19 protein-coding genes are annotated in these 22,626 nt (G+C 45.0%); 14 read left to right on the plus strand and 5 right to left on the minus strand.

What is annotated here, in order from left to right:
- A partial coding sequence (locus P9L94_02635) for a hypothetical protein (protein ID MDP8242951.1) occupies positions 1-361 on the minus strand: 361 nt, incomplete at its 3' end.
- Between the two features lie 312 nt (positions 362-673).
- On the opposite strand from P9L94_02635, the gene P9L94_02640 reads away from it, so the two are divergent.
- The 11 genes from P9L94_02640 to P9L94_02690 all read left to right on the plus strand — a co-directional run bounded on the left by P9L94_02640 (position 674) and on the right by P9L94_02690 (position 16,928).
- Positions 674-2,275 carry an SUMF1/EgtB/PvdO family nonheme iron enzyme gene (locus P9L94_02640; protein ID MDP8242952.1) on the plus strand — a complete coding sequence of 534 codons (1,602 nt, stop codon included), beginning with the start codon at positions 674-676 and terminating at the stop codon, positions 2,273-2,275.
- 258 nt (positions 2,276-2,533) lie between these two features.
- The gene (locus tag P9L94_02645) at positions 2,534-4,651 is read left to right on the plus strand and encodes an HYR domain-containing protein (GenBank protein ID MDP8242953.1); all 2,118 of its coding nucleotides are present in this window, start codon (positions 2,534-2,536) and stop codon (positions 4,649-4,651) included.
- 157 nt (positions 4,652-4,808) lie between these two features.
- Positions 4,809-5,279 carry a hypothetical protein gene (locus P9L94_02650; GenBank protein ID MDP8242954.1) on the plus strand — a complete coding sequence of 157 codons (471 nt, stop codon included), beginning with the start codon at positions 4,809-4,811 and terminating at the stop codon, positions 5,277-5,279.
- A gap of 369 nt (positions 5,280-5,648) precedes the next feature.
- Positions 5,649-6,035, plus strand: coding sequence for a BlaI/MecI/CopY family transcriptional regulator (locus P9L94_02655; protein ID MDP8242955.1), 387 nt, complete (start codon positions 5,649-5,651; stop codon positions 6,033-6,035).
- A complete protein-coding gene (locus P9L94_02660) occupies positions 6,035-8,218 on the plus strand; it encodes a M56 family metallopeptidase (protein ID MDP8242956.1) in 2,184 nt (727 codons plus the stop codon). Before P9L94_02655 ends, P9L94_02660 begins: the two co-directional genes overlap by 1 nt.
- Positions 8,219-8,229: 11 nt before the next feature.
- Positions 8,230-8,790 carry a prepilin-type N-terminal cleavage/methylation domain-containing protein gene (locus P9L94_02665; GenBank protein MDP8242957.1) on the plus strand — a complete coding sequence of 187 codons (561 nt, stop codon included), beginning with the start codon at positions 8,230-8,232 and terminating at the stop codon, positions 8,788-8,790.
- Between the two features lie 91 nt (positions 8,791-8,881).
- A complete protein-coding gene (locus tag P9L94_02670; protein MDP8242958.1) occupies positions 8,882-9,442 on the plus strand; it encodes a prepilin-type N-terminal cleavage/methylation domain-containing protein in 561 nt (186 codons plus the stop codon).
- 95 nt (positions 9,443-9,537) lie between these two features.
- A complete protein-coding gene (locus tag P9L94_02675; GenBank protein ID MDP8242959.1) occupies positions 9,538-10,500 on the plus strand; it encodes a hypothetical protein in 963 nt (320 codons plus the stop codon).
- Positions 10,501-10,601: 101 nt separating this feature from the next.
- A complete protein-coding gene (locus P9L94_02680; GenBank protein MDP8242960.1) occupies positions 10,602-11,381 on the plus strand; it encodes an SOS response-associated peptidase in 780 nt (259 codons plus the stop codon).
- Between the two features lie 237 nt (positions 11,382-11,618).
- Positions 11,619-13,076: a sugar-binding protein gene (locus P9L94_02685; GenBank protein MDP8242961.1), complete on the plus strand. Its 1,458-nt coding sequence runs from the start codon at positions 11,619-11,621 to the stop codon at positions 13,074-13,076.
- Between the two features lie 258 nt (positions 13,077-13,334).
- The gene (locus P9L94_02690) at positions 13,335-16,928 is read left to right on the plus strand and encodes a VCBS repeat-containing protein (GenBank protein ID MDP8242962.1); all 3,594 of its coding nucleotides are present in this window, start codon (positions 13,335-13,337) and stop codon (positions 16,926-16,928) included.
- A gap of 81 nt (positions 16,929-17,009) precedes the next feature.
- Here P9L94_02690 and P9L94_02695 read toward each other — a convergent pair whose 3' ends face one another.
- The gene (locus P9L94_02695) at positions 17,010-17,666 is read right to left on the minus strand and encodes a prepilin-type N-terminal cleavage/methylation domain-containing protein (GenBank protein MDP8242963.1); all 657 of its coding nucleotides are present in this window, start codon (positions 17,664-17,666) and stop codon (positions 17,010-17,012) included.
- A 210-nt stretch (positions 17,667-17,876) separates the two neighbouring features.
- On the opposite strand from P9L94_02695, the gene P9L94_02700 reads away from it, so the two are divergent.
- The gene (locus tag P9L94_02700) at positions 17,877-18,377 is read left to right on the plus strand and encodes a hypothetical protein (protein MDP8242964.1); all 501 of its coding nucleotides are present in this window, start codon (positions 17,877-17,879) and stop codon (positions 18,375-18,377) included.
- 2 nt (positions 18,378-18,379) lie between these two features.
- Here P9L94_02700 and P9L94_02705 read toward each other — a convergent pair whose 3' ends face one another.
- Positions 18,380-18,853 carry a DinB family protein gene (locus P9L94_02705; protein MDP8242965.1) on the minus strand — a complete coding sequence of 158 codons (474 nt, stop codon included), beginning with the start codon at positions 18,851-18,853 and terminating at the stop codon, positions 18,380-18,382.
- A gap of 14 nt (positions 18,854-18,867) precedes the next feature.
- The gene (locus P9L94_02710) at positions 18,868-19,716 is read right to left on the minus strand and encodes a glycoside hydrolase family 16 protein (GenBank protein ID MDP8242966.1); all 849 of its coding nucleotides are present in this window, start codon (positions 19,714-19,716) and stop codon (positions 18,868-18,870) included.
- Between the two features lie 372 nt (positions 19,717-20,088).
- Between P9L94_02710 and P9L94_02715 the strand changes: the two genes are divergently transcribed.
- Together P9L94_02715 and P9L94_02720 are read left to right on the plus strand one after the other, a co-directional pair.
- A complete protein-coding gene (locus tag P9L94_02715; protein MDP8242967.1) occupies positions 20,089-20,892 on the plus strand; it encodes a hypothetical protein in 804 nt (267 codons plus the stop codon).
- A 114-nt stretch (positions 20,893-21,006) separates the two neighbouring features.
- The gene (locus P9L94_02720; GenBank protein ID MDP8242968.1) at positions 21,007-22,029 is read left to right on the plus strand and encodes a sialidase family protein; all 1,023 of its coding nucleotides are present in this window, start codon (positions 21,007-21,009) and stop codon (positions 22,027-22,029) included.
- Here P9L94_02720 and P9L94_02725 read toward each other — a convergent pair.
- A complete protein-coding gene (locus P9L94_02725) occupies positions 21,995-22,624 on the minus strand; it encodes a class I SAM-dependent methyltransferase (GenBank protein ID MDP8242969.1) in 630 nt (209 codons plus the stop codon). The genes P9L94_02720 and P9L94_02725 overlap by 35 nt on opposite strands.
- Positions 22,625-22,626 lie beyond the last annotated feature (2 nt).

Raw genomic sequence — 22,626 nt, forward strand, 5'->3', positions numbered from 1 at the left:
CATTCATAGTCACCTCCTGAGAGTTTTCAGCCGCTTTGCGCGTTCGAGTTCCAAGATAGACGCCAATCAATAATGAAATCGTGATGCCAGACAGAAACAGTCCCTTCAAAAACGCATTGGAACGCTCCAGTTGGATGATCTGCTCGGTATTCTGGTTGATCTTTGCTGATAGGGTCTTGAATTGAGACTCAAGCACGGTCAATAGTTGTTGGATTTGTGTGGTGATGGTGGTGGATTGGTGGTCGTTTTGCGGGATATCGTTGGTGGGTTGCTTGCTGCCGCATGAAGTGAGACAAATGAGACAGAAGATCAGTAAAAATGCTCGAAAACTACGGAAATCGGGTGGTCGAAAGACGTTCATTCATACATAACCTCCTGAGGATGGAATGAGTGGTTAGGGTTTAATATTATATAGTGGAGAGCGAAATTAAATCATGTAATGCTAAAATGCTACATCTGATTGGTGTATTCTCATATATCAATTTATCAGTTCAAAATTAGATTAACGGATCCTCAGCAAGACACTCTCCCTTATTTAAATTACGAATAATATTTTGACCGACTTTAATTCCAAGCACGTCTTATAAATGTATTTTACTTATGCTTTTTATATAAAGCATAAGATTTGTCATTTCATAATTCTCAATCTAAATCTCTTTGAAGGGGAGAAAATATGTATATTTGTAATTATTTAAAAGCCAGGAATGCTCATTGTTATTTGCTTTTTCTAATTAGCTCGATAATGCTGTGTACACAAAGTGTTGAGGGACAAAATCTCAAAGAATACATTTTCTTTTCTGTTTATAATAATGGTGTATATGACAGTATCTGGAGAATGAATCCAGATGGTACGAATAAACAAATAGTTTTTGAAGAACCTGGAGTAAAGATTTTTTTCTATAATATTTCACCAGATGGAGAGAAAATTGTAATTGCCAAAGAAACTGAATTATGGACTTACGATATTGATGGAACTAACCCTCAATTGATAGACACAACAGATTCACTACCTTTTCTTAGTCCTAGATGGTCGCCAGATTCTCAAAAAATACTTTATGTTATCGGGAGTTCTGGTTCTAATCGAAAATTTTCTTTAATTAATGCTGATGGTACAAACAAGGTCATGACATCAGTATTCGGACATCGTCAATCATTCACACGAGATGGTAACCATGTAATATACCTTGGTCCTACTAATTCAAATTCCAATAATTATGATATTTGGATTTGTGATTATGATGGAACAACGCTTTCAAACGCAGTAAACCTCTCTCCAGGTTCTCCATATGAAAGTACCTCTACAAAAGGACAAGCAATCTCTGCCGATGGAGTCGTGCTAGATTATTTATGGCCTTCAAACACTATTGCTACGCGGCAACTTATCGAAAATAATGGAGTATTCAGTTTAGGACCGCGCATCAATCTCTTTGGTGCGACAACTTATGATGCATCTTGGTCATACAACGATCAGAAAATTGTGTTAAATAGGGGCTATGACATTTTCATAGCAAATCCAGATGGAAGTGGTCTTGTGAATTTAACGAACAGTCCAGAGAGAGAAAATGGAGCTTTATATGTCCTAACAAAAAATCTTGATTTAGATCAAGAAAATAATGAACCAATCATTATAGATATTCCTAATTTACCCGCTAATGCAAAACCACTGGAAATGGTTAAAATTCCGGCTGGCACTTTTATGATGGGAAGCCCTGAAGACGAACTAGATCGTAATGCTTCTCGTGAGAGCCCACTTCACAATGTCACAATAAGTCAAGATTTTTATATGGGTATCTATGAAATAACCCAAGCGCAGTGGGAAGCCGTGATGGGGAATAATCCATCGATCAATGGTGGTAATCCAAACCATCCTGTTGAAAATATTTCATGGAATGATAGTCAGGAGTTCATTGAGAATCTGAACGAATTTGGGCAAGGGACTTTCCGTTTGCCTACTGAAGCAGAATGGGAATATGCATGTCGTGCTGGTACGACGACTCGGTATTATTGGGGGGATGACTTAACTTATTCAGAGATCAATGATTACGCATGGTTTAGTGGAAATGCGTCGATACCTCAAGTGGTTGGAATTAAAATCCCTAATTCCTATGGATTATATGACATGGCAGGCAACATTACTGAATGGTGTATTGATGGATTGCAAGCATATCTTGATGGAGACCAAATTGATCCTGTTCAAGACCTATCTGGAACTGTTCCATGTGTAAGAGGTGGTTCGATTAAAAGTTTAGCGGAATATTGCCGCTCTGCTCAATGAACAGGTTTCAATTCGCCAGCTTACAATCTTGGTTTTCGGGTTGTTCGACTAATCAATGTTAATCAATCAAACAATTCTCCAACAGCTGACGCTGGAGAAAACCAAACAATCGAAGCGAATCGCATTGTTGGTGCAGACGGCATCTTATTAGATGGAAGCGGTTCAAACGATCCTGATAATGATCCATTAACGTACGAATGGTCTGGTGCATTCGGTACAGTCTCAGGAGTGACTGCTGAAGTCAGTCTGAATATTGGAATGTCAAATGCAACGCTTACTGTGTCGGATGGTCAAGCGTCAGATCAAGGGAGCGTTATTGTCTATGTGAAAGACACGACTCCACCAGCGCTTGAAGACCTTGAAAACATCACCGTAAACGCAGCTGACAGTTCGGGAGCTATTATTTTCTACCCAACTCCAGCAGCATCGGATATCGCTGATCCTTCACCAATTGTTTCAGCAACTCCAACTTCTGGTTCGTTGTTTCCGTTCGGCGATACGGTAGTGTATTACTCAGCAACTGATTTTTCTGGTAATGTTTCTTCAGCATCTTTTGTGGTAAGCGTTTTTGATCAAATTCCACCACAAATCACATGCCAAGGAAATATTGTCGTTGAAGCCGAAAGCGAGTTTGGAACAGTAGTATACTATCCAACACCTGAAGCAATGGATAATGTTGATCCATCTCCAATTGTTGAATGCAACCCACCATCTGGTTCTCTAATCCCGGTTGGAAGCACTATCGTTAATTGCACAGCGACCGATTCTAGTGGAAACGCATCGAATTGCTCGTTTATTGTTAGCGTCACAGATACGACTTCACCAGACATTAATTGTCCTGGAAATATTTATGCAGAAGCAATTGATAGCAATGGTGCGGTTGTTGAATATTCAGTAGAAGCAACCGACATAGTTGACCAGGATGTGGATGTTGTCTGCATTCCTCCATCGGGTTCAGTATTTCCAATAGGACATAACATAGTGACTTGCACTGCCACTGATGACTATGGGAACTCATCTGAATGTTCATTTGATATTTATGTTGACGATACGACTCCTCCAATCATTCAATGCTTAAATGATATAAGTGTTGAAGCAATGAGTTCAGATGGAGCAGTAGTTGAATTTGTGGTGTCTGCATCAGATACGGTTGATTCTGAGGTTGATGTAAATTGTACACCTCCTTCGGGTTCTGTTTTCTCGCTTGGTGATACATTAGTCCAGTGTATTGCTTCAGATGATGCAGGGAATTCATCTACATGCACTTTTGTCGTTAACGTAACGGATACCACTCCACCAATTATTGTTTGCCCTGGTGAACTAATCGTTGTAGAAGCAGTTGATGAGAATGGTGCAATTGTTAATTACTTGGTGACTGCAAGTGATATCGTTGACCAGGATGTTGAACTAATCTGTGATCCACCATCAGTATCCGAATTTCCACTTGGACAAACAACTGTTTCATGCATCGCAATCGATAATTCCGGTAACAGCACGATATGCGAATTTGTTGTTAATGTGATTGATACAACTTCACCTGTCATTTTGTGTCCAAGCGACATATACGTAGAAGCAACCGGATATGAAGGTTCAGTTGTCGAGTTTGTTGTTTTAGCATCAGATACAGTTGATCAAGAAGTAGACGTGAGTTGTAATTCGCAAACAGGTTCCGTATTCCCACTGGGAGAAACTGTAGTTCAATGTATAGCAACTGATGACTATGGAAATAATTCTACATGTTCATTTGTTATAACCGTCATTGATACAACACTACCTGAGATTGATTGCCCCGAAAATATAAGCGTTGAAGCGACCAGCCCTGATGGTGTGGTTGTTGAATTCACAGTTGTGGCGACAGATTCAGTTGATCAGAATGTCGATATCGTTTGCAACCCTGTTTCGGGTTCTGTTTTCTCAATTGGACAAACAACAGTTACATGTATAGCGGTTGATGATTTCGGCAACCAAGCAATATGTTCATTTGTTGTTAAAGTTACAGACACAACTCCTCCACAAATCAATGACGCTGTTCCTGACCCTGCTGAAATTTGGCCGCCAAACAATAAGATGATTCCTGTCACAATTTCTGTTGACGCCTTCGACACTGCTTCTGAGACTGTAAATTGCCAAATCATCTCCGTGACAAGTGATGAAGAAATTACTGAAGATGACTGGGAAATCACAGGTGATCTTACTCTACTCGTTCGAGCAGACCGCGACGGTAACGGTGATGGACGTGTTTACTTTATTCTTGTTGAATGCACCGACGAATATGGAAACGCTTCACAAGAAGTAGTTGAAGTTACGATAGCGCACGACCAAAGTGGTAAATCGAATAAGAAAGATAAAAAACCAGCAAAACCACCTAAGAAATAATAGATAACTGACATCGTTTAGAATGGGGATTCGAGATTATTCGAGTCCCCATTTTTTTTGCATGGTTTTATTTCGACCCTACCATAACTATATATATTCAATTCCAACCACCCGTATTCCCACCCAAATCACCCAACCCAATGAAGGAGACGTGCGCATGAACGATCAACCGGATACAAGTGTGTCGAAAGCGATGCAAGAAAGTTTGAAAAATTATTTGAAAGAATTATGGAACGCTCTGTGGATTGTTGTCTGGGGAGTTCTTTGGTATCAGTACTACGAAAATGTGAATCCATACAATCAAGCAGATCAACTCATACTCGCCATCGTCAGTCTATTTGTGCTGATGAATTTTCTGCGTGAGTGCAGCGTTCGCATCGACAACATATTCTTTATGTCAGGGACGTGGTTGATGCTGATTTTTGGAGCGTTGTTGCCAAATCAGTCGTATGAATGGATTCAACCAGTGCTTGGATATGCCGCGATACTGTTTCTGTTTCGCATATTCGCATCGAGAAAAGATTTTATGGATGATTTTCTGAAAGACGCTCGAACTGATGAATCTAAAAATGATTCAAACGGTGATGATAAAAACGGCAAAGACAAGATGAGTGAGTCGAAGTTGTAAACGGCGCTGAAAGAGGGCTGAATGGCTCTCTTTTTTGATTTAAAACGGTGCTAAGTCGTCATATTTTTCATCCTTAACCTTCGTAATATCTGCACATTACACCCAATTCTTCAACCTTCGTAATATCTGCACATTACACCCAATTCTTCGGCGCGCCGAATCACTTTTTTGCAAGTATCTGATCGATTCTCTTCTTCAAACTCATCATTTCTTTGTTCTCATATACTTACAGCTCTTTCTCACTGGTTTAGTTAAAACCATCTGATGAATGTTAACGAATCGATAACATACGAATCAAAAACTTAAAATTTCTATTTGACAGTTACAATAACTTGAGATAACGTGTTAGTTATCTAGCAGGAGGGTGTAATGGTACGTCCAAAATTTCCGATTCTAAGCGAGTGGGAGCAGACTCTTCTTCAATTGATATGGGAGAGAAACGCTGCGACTGCGAATGACATCGTAGAAGACTTGTCAACAAAACAAATCCACCGAAGCAACTCAGCCATTCGGACGACTCTCAGTTCACTAGAAAAAAAGGGATATCTAAAGCACCGGATACAAGATAACACCTATATATACTATGCGACGGTTTCAAACGAAGACGTTGAAAATGATGCGTTAGATTATGTAAAAAAAGTGTTTTTTAATGGGTCTTTGCATTCCATGTTACTTCGTTTAGTCAATAAAGATGAGATCACACCAGAGCAAATTCTTGAACTTAAAAACCAATTAGAGGAAGTTGATAAAAACTGATGCAGAACTATACACTTGGTTTTGACATACTGTTATCGATTGTCCTACATTGGGCGCTGGCATCCATTGTATTCATATCGATAAACGAATGGCTTATTGGTAATTCACAACGAAGCGAGTCTCTACAACCATTAATTTGTTTGCAATCATGCATAACAATTCTTTTCTTTTTCCCTATTTTCTATAGCATTTTTCCATTTAAGATCACGAAAGAAATAATAGTATACAGTCATTTGAGTAATTGGTTTCCGTATTTATATTATTCCTTTATTACTCTTTTTTTCATTCGCTTTACCTTTAATTTCAGTTCATACATACTGATACGGTTCGATTGGTTTCGGAAACGTAATTTTAATACAATCCATTCTCCTGCCTGGTTGTTGAATTTGGTTGAAGAAGAAAAAAAACGTTTAGACATCAATAAGCCAATCCAAGTCGTCGTCATTGACGGCATCGGGTCTCCAGCGGTAATTAATGGCTTCAAGGCGATTATTTTTATGCCTGCGCAGATTGTAAGCCAATGGGCTATTAGCGATATTAAACCTATCATCATCCATGAACTCGTACATGTTCGCAATCGTGATCATTTCTTTTTAGGCATGATTGATTTCATACAAACCATATTATGGTTTTTCCCAGGCGTATATTGGTTAAAGCGCCGGTTTTACCAAGCCAGTGAGTTTGTTTGTGATGATGCTGCTGCCAGCGCATGTGAAGATAAAAAAGAATATGCAAAAATTCTATTTCGTATTTATGAAATTGCGCAATTTGACTCAAATAAAAACGCCGTATGCGCTTTTGCCAATCCTAACTATAGCGTCCATTCGCGTATTCAACGGCTTCTTTCAAATACAGATCATAAAGCGCCGCTTTCATTTTTCTCTAAAGCCGCTACAACTCTGCCTCTCGTCGTTCTCATGTTTTTCCTCTGCTCAATTCATATAGAGATCGTTTATTCACAAAACCCAGACATCCCTATTGAATTGATTCAAACAGAGACCATTGAACCGGCATTTCAACAGTATCAAACTCCAACGCCAGAGGCCGTCTTGACCTCATTCGCCCAGTCAAATTCACAGGCCGTTGTCGCTGGTTCAAGGGCATGGATTTGGGAAGAAGAGGATGTGGAGGAAGCCGGACCATTTTTCAGCATCGCCAGCGGTTGGTCATTTGATCCTAGCGTTATGGAGGCTCAACAAACTGGCGAAATACAACTTCCGAACGAATATGTGCTCACTGAATCCTCGATTACTCCACTGAAGAATATAGTGGAGTATCGAATTCAAAAATCCACTGATGATTTACTCATAATCAGCGGCGAGTATAAAAACCTTCGCCCCTTGATTGATCTACCGGATGTTACTGATCTCAAGCAGTATATTGGCGCGAATCTATTTGACGCATCCAGTTCAAACAATCCAGAACTCGTCGCAACTCTTCCCCTCCGAACAGATTACAGTGGAGATATTTATTGGGTTCTTGGCGTTGCGGTGGTTAACAGAGAATTAATACTCGTCGATGTAGACGTGCAAGATGAATTTGAATCGTACCATCGTATTTTTGCGTATGACGTTTCGGACGCGCGGGCCCCCAAATTGAAGTGGGTTATGGATAACCCCATGACTTTACTTTATGACGCAATGCTCGACGAGCATGACAACGACATTTTATATTTGGCTGGAGATGATTTGCTTGTATGCCAATTGACGGAGACAAGTTGTAAACCAATCAAGAAGTTGCAATTTGAAAATACTGCTTGTTTCTTTTTTGCATTGTTGCCGTTTGAATCGGGAATTGCCGCTATTGTACAAGAAAAAATATCCGATCCGTTTGATTTGCCCTATCCTCCGTCGGAACTCTGTTTTATACCTCTTTACCCGAATACCGTTGCGAAAAATGTTACGTTCCTTCCATTCATTGGAGACGATCAGTTAAGTTCTCACATATTATTGGGGACATTTCGCAACGGAAACCGCATAATTGCAGTAACGACCCACGAGGCCTTCGTTATGGAAGTGGTTGATGACGTCCCTCGTGAAGTCGGCGTATTCCCAACGGGCAATAAAAGTTTGGTTCCTTTTAACGTTGGCGGCTATTACTTCATTGGTCGCGAACCGACTCATGTCTATGACGATCATATCTTCTCACCAGAACAAACCATTCAAAATTGGATGGGATACTAGGAAGAACCGTCATGCAGAGAAAATCTGACGCATATTCATTGATTGAACTTCTCGTTGCCGTGGCAATCATTGGGATATTGACAACAATCTCCGTCCAGCAACTTGGCATGGCCAAAGTAAGAGCCGAAGTTGCCCGCGTACAATCGGATTTTCACAACCTAGGCGTCGCAATCAATTCATACAAAGTCGATTCGGGCAGCTATCCAGCAACGAAATTGGCTAAGGTTTCACTGGCTTCAAACTATGTTCAAGCCATGTTCGAACTCACGACTCCCACTGCGTATATAAACCAATTGCCTGATAGCCCCTGGCTTGGTAAAAACCTGCATCTCCATGTACTTTACAGAGCGCAACGGAATTATGAACGTACAAATCGTTATAACGAAAATTGGGGTTTCACCTATGACTACACCTATTGGATAGGGGCTTCTGTGCTTCACATTCCAATGCAGACAATACCAAACTGGACATTAACAAGCCATGGTCCGACCGGCATTGGTTCCACTGGGACTCCTTACGATTCATCAAATGGAACCTTAAGTAACGGTTGGATCTTTCACCATGATTATTGAGTATGTATGCAGGGATTCTTGTTTTTGAGAAACTTATCTTCTCACCAGAACAAACGCTTCAAAATTGGATAGGATACTAGGAAGAACGGTCATGCAGAGAAAATCTGACGCATATTCATTGATTGAACTTCTCGTTGTTGTTGCAATCATTGGGATATTAACAACGGTCTCCGTTCGGCAACTTGGCATGGCCAAAATAAGAGCTGAAGTTGCCCGCGTACAATCGGATTTTCACAACGTCGGTGTCGCAATCAATCTCTACAAAGTCGACTCGGGCAGCTATCCAGCAACTAAATTGGCTAAGGTTTCAGCGGCTTCAAACTATGTCCAAGCCATGTTCGAACTAACGACTCCCACTGCGTATATAAACCAATTGCCTGATAGCCCCTGGCTTGGTAAAAACCTGCATCTCAATGTACTTTACTATGCGCAACGGTTTTATGAACGTTCAAATCGTTATAACGAAGACTGGGATTTCAGCTATGACTATACCTATTACACCAAGGATGCCATGCTCCACATTCCAATGCAGACAAAACCAAACTGGTCATTAACAAGCCATGGTCCGACCGGCATTGGTTCCTCTGCGACTCATTACAATTCATCAAATGGAACATTAAGTAACGGTGCGGTCTTTCACCATGATTACTAAACAAAAATACGGAATTTATACTTTATTCACGCGAATTTTTTTAACCCGCAATGCTAGTTAACTAGCAGGAAGGAGGGGAATGGGAGGAATTCCAGATGCAAGTGAATGTACTGGTGGACACGGAAATTCTTGTTTCTAACAAAAAAGATTGGAGAAAAGAGATGTTCATTTCAAGCGCAAAAAAACTTACTTATCTGACGGCAATCACGATTGCATGTTTTGTTGTCTTCGCCCAAACCGCAGCGGCGGAAGAAGCAAGTCCAATACAAAGCGGCGACGTGGTTTTTCATTCGCTGTATACATGTGATTTACTGCCCGCTTTTACTGGAGACAGCACTGCTTCTTTTATCGCGCATACAAAACAAAAAAAGACGCAGGTTACTTACCAGCGTTTTATCCATGCAATCTTTGACGGCGACCAAAGCTGGATCGAAGAAACAGTTGAAGCGGATGGTCAATTCTTTTCGTCGCCAGTCAGCACGACCTACATATATGACGGAGAATTTTTAGCCATTCTTGACAATGTATTAGGTACATTTGCGAAGAAGCCGCAGAGCCGACCTTATAGTCAAACTACATACGCTAGAAATCAACTCCATCCTTTGTACGGCGGCTACAATGCGCAAACCATATATACCATGATTGCTTCGGTGAAAAATGATTCAGGCTTATTGCCCGGCATCACTCTCGAAAGAAACGGTTTCGTTACGACGGCTTCAGCGATTTATCCAGATTCTGAAGAAACGATAATCTTAGCCAGCATTGAATGGGACCAGGACTCGGAAGCATTGTTCAAAAAAGCAAGGTTCTTCGTTCCTTCGTCAAAAGCTGCTGTCGAAATAACGAACTCTACCTTCAAAGATTTAAACGGTGTCCGTTTCCCTGAATCGATCCAAATCCGCCTTCGTTTTGCTGACACGTTAGACGAATTTGACAATGGGCGGTTTATATCCGACCAGGTATTAACTGTTGTAAGCGCAAACTTCAATCAGGAGATACCACAAGATACGTTTTCAGTAGACGTTCCGGCTGGTTACGCCGTTGCATTTCAAAGATAGTACAACTAAAGCCTATAGGGACTCGACATTTATAGAGTGTGGGGACTTGAATTTGTCCTCACACTCCCTTTTTCTATTGTATATTTAGCATGAGAAATGTCTTGAACTGTGCAATTGAACACCAACAAACCATGTGTGGACGATTTACGTTATTTTCTAAGCTTGATTTGATCAAAATCCTCTATCAGTATCTGGATGAGACGGGACAGAACGAGCATGTCCCTTCGCCGGAGGAATGGGAAGAAATCGTCCGGCGGCATACGTCGTACAACATCGCACCGTCGCAAGAAGCGCTGGTTATCCGCAACGGAGATAACAACGGCGAAAAGCAATTGGCCTCGCTCAAGTGGGGGCTGGTTCCCGCCTGGGCGAAAGACCTCAAACAAGCCCGCAAACCCATCAACGCCCGCGCCGAGACCGTCGCTGAGTCGGGCATGTTTCGCGGCGCCTTCAAAAGCCGCCGCTGCCTGGTTCCGTCGTCGGGGTTCTATGAATGGAAAAAGTTAGACGCCAAGACCAAACAGCCGCACTTCATCCGCATGAAGAGCGAGGAGCCGTTGCTATTCGCTGGATTATGGGAACGCTGGAGACGCGAAGACGACGAATTGCAAACCTTCACCATCATCACCACCGAACCGAATGAAGTGATGGCGCCGATTCACAACCGCATGCCAGTCATCTTAAATCAGAAAGAGTGCAAGCAATGGCTTGATCCAGACGCCAACGACAGCGCGGCGTTGAAAGCGCTGCTCAAGCCCTACCCTGCTGATGAGATGGAAGCCTACCCCGTCAATCCAGCGGTGAACTCACCGAGAAATAATCAACCCGAATGTACTACGCCCTTTGAGCCCCAAAATAGATCCGATGAACGATTGTTTTAGCTGATCGTAATAGTAATTTATCCTTGTTTCAAATAGACATAATTCGCCTGTTTACACTGATTAAATGAAACGCTTATGATACAATAATTAGTATAAAACATTGCCTGTTTCGTTCCGTACTTATACATTCGTTGTATTACGGAGATACAGACAATACACATCTCGTTTAAGCAAAGGGGTAAATGCAATATGAAGAAAGTTTTGATCGCATCTTTGGTATTACTCGTGAGCATGGCTATGGCAACAGTCGGTTACACACAAGCGGAACCTGTTGCTTGGGCAGATTTTGAAGTAGACGTAAATGGCTGGTGGACAGAAGAGCACGCAATTGGAATGATCTGGTCAGAAGAAGGCGCCGGTCCCGGCTCTTTTGGTTCAATCGCAACCTTGATTGACCCAAATCAACCAGATGATGACAGCCCGGAATCAAAAGTCGCTGGAAACTTACCCGAAGGCATCAACATTGCTGATTATGAGTATGTTTCCTTTTACTACAAATGCGACAGTGACGCCTACACAGGCAACACCATGTTCCTCATGCCAATGGTTGGCGGCGGAGCATCAGGCGCTGGAGCGTCACACTCCGGCACTATGATTGGCGACGGAGAATGGCATTACGAAGAGTACCATATATCCGAATTTTCGAACTGGTGGGGCGAGTGGAGTTGGGATGCAACTGATACGCTCGTGATCGGCGTTTGGGAAACCAATGACCGCGGCGAATGCGAAATGTTTTATGACCACGTGATGTTGTTTAACACTCCTGGCGACGGCGTTTTGCTTGCGCAAGAAGGTGCGCCCGAAATTACCCAAACCGTCCCTGCATCTGGCGCACAACTTTCAGCATTGAGCGAAATTACCATTTCATTCAATCAAGCAGTCGAAGGCGTCGCCGACGATGGAAGCAACCTATTGGTCAATGGTCAGCCTGCGACTTCAGTCACAACTTCCAACAATCGTATTTTTGTCTTCACCGGTTTCCCTGAACCAACGGGAGACACCGCAGACATTGAAGTCGTTGCTGGCGATATCAAAACAGCGAACGGCGATGCGTTTGCGGGTTATTCTTTCAGCATTGGCCTTTATTCAGCCAAGTCATACACCGCCCCATTCGCGGCCGTTGCGCCAACCATGGACGGCGTCATTGACAGCGGCGAATACGCTGGCGACATGGTGAATAGTTGGAAAGACAGTCTGGGCGCTCAAGACCCCGAAAGCGATACCGATTGGAACGCAGAGTGGACAGCGACGCATGACGCAAATTATGTGTATGTAGCGTTCCGCGCTGCGGATGATGTTCGTGAAACGGCGGCTGACGCTTGGGCGCAAGACAATGTCGAATTCTTCATTGACGGCCCCAACTTGAAAGACGGAACCGGAAATCAGTTCCGCGCCAATTGGGACGGAACGGAATGGACGACTTCCGCTAACGAAAATTGGGAATTCACTGTCGGCGACACTGGCGACGGTTGGATTGTAGAAGCGCGCTTTGAAAAGTCGGTCTTAGATATTCCGGCGGATGGAAGCATCGGCTTCAATATTCAACCCAGCGACAACGACGACGGAACCCGTGGAACGTATCATTTCTGGGAAGATTCTCCCGCAAATAATAACCCCTGGGACAACGCCGCTTCATGGGGCAACATGGTTCTTGTTCCTGGAACGTCAAACGTCACGGACTGGAGCCTCAATTAATCTATCAATGCTGTAATCCGAGAGGAAATCGAATACGAGCCCCGAAGGCGCATGCTTTCGGGGCTTTTTTCATGGATCAACCCATTCTTTTATTTTAGATATATGCGCTTGACATCAAGTACAAATTTCTTTAACAATATTGTCATATACTCGCTTCATTGCATTAAAATGAAGCACATAACGGCAAAACTTTTGCGTCGGATAGGGGAGACGCGGAAGAAGCCGCCATCATCGCGTTTCACAAAACAGGGGGATAAAATGAAAAACCGCTTTCTCACGCAAATAATATGTATCGTCATATTTTCATTAATCGCTTGCAGTGGCCAGGTTTCATTTAGCGAAGAAGGCGGCGTAAAGATCGGCCCCCGGCCGGGCGAAGACAACCCCTATGGAGCGCCCAGCCGCTGGACGCTGTATCGCGATGATGAACTCGCATTGTTTTCATTCAACTCAAATGATGATGAACACAAACTTCAATCCGACAAAGTGTATGTCAATGAAAACACTGACGATCTGAAGATTCATGACGGCCACCGCGCGGACGACTTCTTTCATTGGGACGAAATAAACCATCCCGGTAAGTACGCGGCGGCGGCAGGGCGGTTTAACGTCGAATCTGACGAAGTGGCGACCGCCCACTATGTCGACGACACGCGCTGGCGAGTCAGTTTTTTTAACAATGATTTGATGCGTGTTCGCAATGTGATTTTTGAAGACGCTGGCGAAGGACTATTAGACATCGTCGCGGGTGACTTTATTGCCGTGGCGGATGACGACGAACAATTTGAAGATGAGATCATCGTCGCGCGCGCCTACAAAGACGGCTCGTCTTATTCATTGGCCTTCACGGTTTTCAACCAACTCTTAAACCCACTGCTGCAACAGGCGCCTATCGAATTAGATACAGGCGGCGGCGCGGAGCCGATTGGCATCAAAGCAGACAAAGGCGACTTTAACAATGACGGAATCACCGACCTGGTCATTGTCGTCGCGCTGAAAGAAAAAGGCATTGTCATCTACCCGTTTTCATTCAGCGACAATTACACAACCATTACCGCCTGGGACAAACACACTCACACCCATAGTCACAATGTCTCCTCCGTTTATTTTGACTTGGCGGTTGGCGATTTTAACGGCGACAACTTAGACGATATCGCCGTGTCGTATGAAAACCTGCGCATCTACTCAACAGTTAGCGACGACACAACTGTCTTTGAATATCAAAGTTCGATTGATTACCCACCAGACGTTATGTATTCTGCTCAAATTGTCTCGGGCCTGTTTCATTATGAACCAGACTTGGGGTATGACGTGAACAGAAGCCAGATCGGCTTGGTCTATAGTTCTCCTTCGGCAAACAATCGTGATCGATATTCTGTTCAACTGTACCGGGTTTACAAAAACTTTGAATTGCATGAATTCGATACCAACTATGGATCTCATTATGAGTTCAATCAAAATGAAGTGTGGGCAAACCAGTTTTCCTGTTCTGCAGGCAACTTCATTTTTCATGATGACCCTGATCAGCCCCCCAACCTGTCAGAGATTTGTTTAAGTATTCCAGGGATATTTTCCGCATTGACGGTTCTGTTCAAAATCAATGATGACAAGGTCGAAGTCTTTGACAGCGCGACAGAACGCGAAAGCGGCTTCGGGCCTGTGGTTTGCGTTGCCTATGACTCAGACGGCGACGCGCTCAAACTGGGCGCCCCCGCCCATTTGGTTACAGACAATTTTATTTCGCTCGACACGGCGATGATGGAGCCGCCCAAGCATGTTGATTATCTGCCTCTCAATCCCGAAGAATGGCACAGCGGCTCCGACCATTGGGGCGTGATAAACGTCAATAGTTACCCTGACTTTAATGTTGACTATGTGAACGAAGACGAGACTAGCGGGTCGATTGCTTCATCTGAGCAATCATCTCGCTCATGGGCATGGTCGTGGAGCGCAAAGTATTCAGAATCACTGCGAACTGGCCCGAAAAGTGATAACACAACGGTTTCGATAAGCGCCGCTTATAAAATGTCTGGCAGCAAGGCGCGTTCGCAGAAAAACTGGGACGAGCATTATCAAGAAACTCAAAAAACCATTTCGATGAAAACCAATGAAGACGACATGCTTCAGGGCAATTTTCAGCTCATTGATATTTGGCGATACCCCATTCTCAACCAAACGGATGAAGACGGCGCCTATCTTTATCAAGACGTGTTTCTTCCCGGCCCAAAATATTCATTTATCGGCGGGGGCCTTGGCCATGAGTTTTATCAACCCCGTCATGTGAACCATAATCTTCTGACCTACCCGCGTTTTTCTGAGTCGTTCCCTAGCGGAGTCGGCGCCTATTCTGTCATCGAGAAAAAAGATGATAGCGATAAAATTATTGAACAAGATGCGTCGCGTCCGTGGAACGATTTAAACCACATTGATTATTCGCCCAATGATGTGGATGTCCATGTATCATTTAATGATGCAGAAAAAACAGGATATTCAATTTCACACAATCATTCGTTCAATCACGATGTCGATTTTCACGCTAAAATTTCTTTGAAAGAAGACGTTGGAGTCGAAGCGGCGAAGCAATCGCTGGCCCTCTCGTTTAGTTCAAAATGGCGGCATCATTGGGGCGACAACACCACCAAGAAATACGAACAATCAAACACCAAGAGCGTTAAAATCCTTCAACCTGATATTCCGCTTCCTGACCCGGGCTGGGGATTCGGCTACGTTCCCGCCGTATTTGTATCGTCATCGGGCGGCGCCTGGAAGACAAAGTTTGCCATAGATCAAAACACTCTAGGCGATCGTTGGAGAAACTATTACGGCGGACGGCCTGATCTAGGCCTGGCGCTGCCTCACCGCTTTCACGCCAGCCGGGCTGACAAAGCGTCGTTTGACCGCTGGTCGCTAGTCACTGAGACTGAACGCATGGCGATGCGCGGCGGCTTTTTGTATGAAATGGGCGACGACGATGAGGAAGAAATTCACAACGGCGCGGGCATCGAAGAAGGCGACGTGGTCATCGCGGCGGCGCGGGTGTATAACCTGTGTCTCTCTCAAGAGGCCGGACCGTTCATGGTTCGATTTGAAGCGGCGTTATTTGATGTAGCCACCGCCTTCGAAGTTGAAGGCGAGCGCATATTGATTGGCGAAACGGTTATCGAAAATCTGAATCCGCTTGAGATGCAAGAAGCCTCGGTCGAGTGGGATACGACTGGGTTTGGCCTTGAAGAAGAAGATGCGAGTCTTGTTTGGCGTATCTATGTCACGGTTGACCCTTATGATGAAGTCGCGGGCGAGATTCATGAATGGAAAGACGAAACAAACATTGGCGTCGAAGGCTGGACGGATGAACACGGACGGCTTTATCACGGCAACAACGAAGGTTACTTTCCTCACCACGACGGGTATTTCGTCGGCAAGCAATTATCTCAAGTAACCCTACCAGGGCCTTTGCAAGCGTATAAACACGATGAGTCGCTTGCCATCCAGTATGAGCAACAACTTCTTACCAGCGGAGAGATTCGCGTCCCGCTAGGCAAAAAATATAAACTACGCACACACCTTCAATGCGAAAAGGCCGATCTCAACCGTATTGGTTATGTCGTATTCCATGACAAGGACCCTGGTCAAACGAATGAAGTGATCGCCGTCCAAACGATCCGAAGCTTGAAAAAAGACAATTACGCTTGGGCGACATGGGAGCCCGTTGAAAAAGGCGAGTACGCATTATGGTCGGTATTTTTAGAAGATTCTGACGACCCCAACCCAGGCGACGCCAGTGATGTGTTGCATGTGACAGTTTACGATCCGAATGATACGGCAATCGAGCAATGGGCATTGTTTGAATAATCATTGAGTCTCGTGAATAAAAAACCGCCCTTGAACGGATCGGTCAGGGGCGGTTTAATTCTTGCTTTTGCCATGACATTTTTAACCGCGAACAACGATGTCTCCACCGCTGACAACGCCATTGGATGTGTCATACGGCAAGCCGCGGGTGTCCCCGGCTTGTGATTGCACGGTGCCGATTTTCCCGTCAGGGCCGATGCTAAATATGGCGAACTCCCCTGTCTTCAATGCTTGAATTCCCATCGCTAGCGCATTGGTGTTCCCAAAGCGGTACAGGCCAATGTTATGGTCTTCACCTGGATCTTCGGGATCATTATCAAAATAAATATATGCTTTCCCTCGTTCATCGGCGCCGAAACCAATATTTGTATCAATATTATTTTCGAAAGGATCAATCGGAATCGAAGAAAGATACGCAATCGGTGATGTTAATGGAGCATAAACATTTTCTAGAGTGGTTGAGGGAGGCGCATGACCGACCCGGCCAAAAACGTCTTCCCAGCGTTTTTTGCCCCAGTCGCTGTCATCATCCCAAAAATCCAGCAACAATGCGTTCTTGTCGAGTTGCATCATCTTGATCGCAGTCGCTGTGGTTCTTACATCGGCTTGAGTCCGGGCGATTTTGGCTCGCATTTGCGCATTCAAAAAATTGGGCACGGCAATCGCAGCGAGAATTCCAATAATGGCGACGACGATCAATAATTCAATTAAAGTAAAACCACTTCTGTTAAGCCTCATCACACTCTCCTCATACATTGTTTAGTTAGTCAAATGAAATTCAAAGTAGAACCATCCCAGCAAATTGTAGCAATACATCGATTAACTTCAAATCATTCTTTATAAAAAAATATATTTACACACACAATCAAAAATAGCATTTAATTAAACTTCTCTTGTTATTCTCCATCAAATTCAGATAAAATAGATTTATCAACAGGGAGAAACACCATGAAAAAAATTTGCGCCTGGTGTAAAAAAGAACTTGGCGTCAATTCAGCCAACTCTGAATTGATTACGCATGGTATTTGTGATTCGTGCTCAGAGACTTTTTTAAAGGGAGACCCAGAAAGTTTCCAGTCATTCCTGGATGATTTTCACTTCCCAATCATCGTAGTTGACACTGACGGCAAAGTGATGGGCGGAAATTGCCAAGCCTGCAAAATCACGGGCAAAACAATCAATCAATTTCGCGACCAAATGCTGCCAGGAGAAGCGATTGATTGCGTCCATGCGTTTGAACCCGTCGGCTGCGGAAAAACCATCCACTGCCAATCGTGTACGATACGCCAATCTATCAACCAAACCTTTATGACGGGGCAATGCCTGCGAAACGTCCCCGCCTACAAAGACATCCGCGTTGGCGAAAACGAGCAGCCCGTGCGTTTTTTGATTACCACCGAAAAAATCAAAGACCGCGTCTTGTTGCGAATCGACGACCTACAAAACTAAGCCTAACCGATATCTTTCACCAAGCGCATCATCATGCCGAAGTGGACGCCGTTGTGAAACAAACTGAAGCGCAGCGCATCTGAGACGCTACCTAAGACAACGCCCGTCTGGGTCGCGAACGGCTTGTCAAACGTCAAGGCCCAATCCGACTCATATTGATCGAAAACATCAATCACGTCATATCTTAATTGATCGCAAAGCGTTTCTAACGATGGGACATGTACGTCTTTCCAATCCAGCGGCGACGTTCCGCGCCCAAACAACTGAGTATATTCACTCCAGGCGCTGACGTCTTTTCCCGCCAAGCGATCGGTCAACATTCGCGGAACCAACACCAAATGGCCGACATGCCAAAGGAGGTTGTTCTTCCAGCCATGTGGAACCACGTCAGCAACCTCAACGCGCGGCTCTACCCAATTGGCGATACATTCGTGAATTAAAATGGTCTGGCTGCGCAATGATTTAAATTCGTTCATGGAATATTTTGTCCTTAATGCGTTTTTGATTTTTCGACTTCGGCATTCTTTTGGTAAACGCGAATGTAGTCAACTTGTAGCGACTGTGGAAACACCGTTTCATCATCAGGGGCGCCGGGCCAATTGCCGCCGACCGCAAGATTCATAATTAAATGGAACCGCTTGTCAAATGGGGCGGGAAACAGCGCCTTGTTGGTACTCCACTTCGTTTGGGTTTGGTAGAGTTCGCCGTCAACATACCAACGCATCACGCCTTCTTCCCACTCAAGAGCAAACACATGAAATTCATCGGCGAAACTGCCCTCATCAATCGCAAACGGCTTGCCGCTGTGGACATTATCCGGCCACGACGCGCCGTAATGCAACGTACCATGAACCTTATTTGGTTCATGCCCAAGATACTCCATAATGTCGATCTCGCCGCTGGACGCCCAACCACCGTAGGCGCTATCGGTCGGCATCATCCAAATCGCGGGCCAATAGCCCTGGCCTTTGGGCATTTTGGCGCGGGCTTCGATTTTCCCATACAGCCAATCGCCTTTGCCTTTGGTACGGATACGCGCCGAGGTGTAGTCGCGGGTTTTCTCTTTCCCGCTGCGTGTATCCACGCCTGTGAATTGCTGATGATGCGCTTCGATGAATAACACGCCATCTTCGATGCGGACATTCTTTTCCCGCCGGGTATAGAACTGCAACTCATTGTTGCCGCCGCCAGAGACATCAAACAAGGCTTCCCACTTGTCGAGATTCAGGCTCTCACCATCAAACTCATCGCTCCATACCAGAGACCATGACGCCTCATTTGAATCACTCTCAAAAGGCAATAAACATACAGCCGTCAACAATATAATTGTCCGCGTCAAATATTTTCTCATTTTATCTACCTCAAATGACATTCTTTTGGGATCATCCTGTAAGTGAGCACTTACGTTGATGGATGACCATAATTTTGATTACGAAAACGTATTCCAGCATATCAAAAATTGACAAACCAATTCAGGCATGGGTGCAACTCTGGAAGCGCCTGTGCATAAGAGCCTGAAAGCCCGCACTGAAGCGAGCTGAGTTGTACCCATGCCGCACGCAGCGAAATCTCAATTCAATTTGTAAAAAAATACCCAGTTTTCTAAAGAACCTTGTTTCCCAAAATTTATCCGAATAAACCCATTGACTTGAAAAGTTAAAATAGGCAATGATATCATATCACATAATCTTACGGCATTTTGGAGGAAGAGATGAACACCTTTGTTAAGCATCTACGATTCATGGCTATTGCGGGCGCCCTTGCCTTGCCAGCCACAGCACAAGATTTTGAGTTTTCCGTCAACGATTTGAACTACCCAACGCCAACAATCACCATCGGACAAGACTTTGTGATCGAAGCGGAGCAAGCACTGCTCATTTTCGATGAAGGCGTTGAGTTCACGCCTGAAGAAGTCTATCAAGTAAACGCAAATCCGGCGGCGAGCGGCGGCGCCGAAGTTCAATTTATTGGGACTAGCAACCAAGGCCGCTTTAACAACTGGAGCCTCACCTTCCCGTTCATCCTGACCGAAGAGACGCATGTGCAACTGATTTACGGCATCCGCTTTTTCACTGGTGAAGGCGGCGAAGGCAAAGCCTATGTCAAAATGGACAACAATGAAGATGATTTCTGGCCGAGCACGTTTTTCGGGCTTGAAGAAGACCTCTGGGCCGAAGCCGATTTCCCTGAAGGCGACGGCGGCGGTTGGATTCAAATCAATAATTTCAGCAATAAGCAACGAAAAACGTACGGTGAATTCTGGGGCGACAATTTAGATTTCAGAGCAATTTGGGCGGAAGGAAACTGGTTTGGAAAACAACCCGAAGTTGAAATTCTTGCCTGGACGCTGCCCGCAGGACAACATACGTTTCAAATGACCCCGCGCAGCGGCGGTACGCTGGCGTTAGATTACGTCGCGATCATCACGTCTGAATTCGACCGCTTCCAATTTGACTTTATTCCGGCGGATGCGCAAAAATTAGAAACCTCCGTCGAATCATTTATGCTGTACTAACCATCGCTACGATCTAAAATCTAAAGGGAAGCCGGGTTGGCTTCCCTTTTTTACTTTATTGAAAACCAAAAATGCAGTTCAATAGTCTTATCATAATTTTGGGAGATTTAATCAATGAAACAATTCATGCTTTGGATGATCGCCGTACTGTTTGTAACTGCCGCTGCGTCTGCTGCTGACCGTTTAGGAGAAAAAGCCATTTTGTTGGAAGAACTGGTTTACACGGAAGCGTCCTTCCCGTCCTGCCATGCTTCCACCATTGTTGAAGTCGAACCGCGCGTCTTCTTATGCGCCTTCTTCGGTGGAACCGGCGAGGGCAACAACGACGTCGGCATCTGGCTGGCGCGGCGCGACGGCGACGGCTGGTCCGCGCCGAAAGAAGTCGCTCAACATAGCGGCGTCCCTTGTTGGAACCCGGTACTGTTTCAAATGCCGGACGGCGAAACGCTTCTGTTCTACAAAGCCGGCCCTAGCCCGCGCGACTGGTCAGGACTCTTGAAACGCTCAACCGACGGCGGCAAGACATGGTCAAAAGAAGAACTTTTTCCTTCTGGAATCTTAGGCCCCATCCGCGCCAAGCCCATTCTTCTTGATGATGGAACCTTGCTGTGCGGCTCCTCTGTCGAAAGTTGGAAAACCTGGGCCTGCTGGATGGAACACACGTCCGACGCGGGAAAATCATGGAGCAAGTCAGGCCCCATTTTCGTCCCGGGACAATTAAACGGCATCATTCAGCCAACCGTTTGGAAAGACGACGACGGCAATATCCGCATGTTGGCGCGCGCGCGCGGCATGAATCGAATTGTCAAGTCCATATCGAAAGACGACGGTAAAACCTGGACGCCGGGCGAACTTACGGAACTGCCGAACCCCAGCGCGGGAATCGACGCTGTGAAGATGACTGACGGACGCGTGGCCTTGATCTATAACCACACCGAGAGCGGACGCCACAATCTCAGCATCGCAATCTCAGCCGACGACGGCGACACCTGGAAAACAGCAGTGACGTTAGAAAACCAACCAAAGGAATATTCGTACCCGGCGATCATCCAGGGCGCAGACGGCAAATTACACGCGACATACACGTATAACCGTGAGCGGATCAAGTATGTGATTCTGGACCCGCGCCAGATGTAGGCGGAGACGGTTTATGCAGCACCGCGAGTACCTCGCGTCCTCCAGCGATAGGTTGGATGGTTTGAAATCCATAAGCTTTCAACACGGGCGTTAGCGTCGATTGCGTAAAGCGCAACGGCGCTTCGCCCGAATCAAGCCGCGAAGCAAAACGCCCCAACCAACGCACAATCGCCCACTCGCTATTCGACCAGTTCCTCACGGGTTCCGTCAGAATCACGCAGCGCCGCGCTGATGCGATCATTTTTTCTATCACCGCTTTTTCGTTGGGAATAAACTGACACAGGCTGCCCATCATTATGATGCAATCGGCGGCAGGAATTTCATCTTCCAATACATTCAATGATTGCGTTTGAATATTTCGGCGTTGCGCCCATTGCAAAAAAGTGTGATTCAAATCGCAGGCAAGATAGCGAATGTTCTTCTCTTGCAACGCATAGCGAAACACCGCGCAATCGCCCGCGCATACGTCCGTCACCGATTCGCCGGGCTGCACCCACGTTGCAACAGCGTGATAGCGTTCGTGATAGCGCCTTCCATACAACAGGCGGATACTGAGCTCATATAAGAATGGGTGCCAATAGATCGGGCTGCGCACGG

The organism is Candidatus Hinthialibacter antarcticus, from assembly GCA_030765645.1.
Lineage (GTDB): Bacteria > Hinthialibacterota > Hinthialibacteria > Hinthialibacterales > Hinthialibacteraceae > Hinthialibacter > Hinthialibacter antarcticus.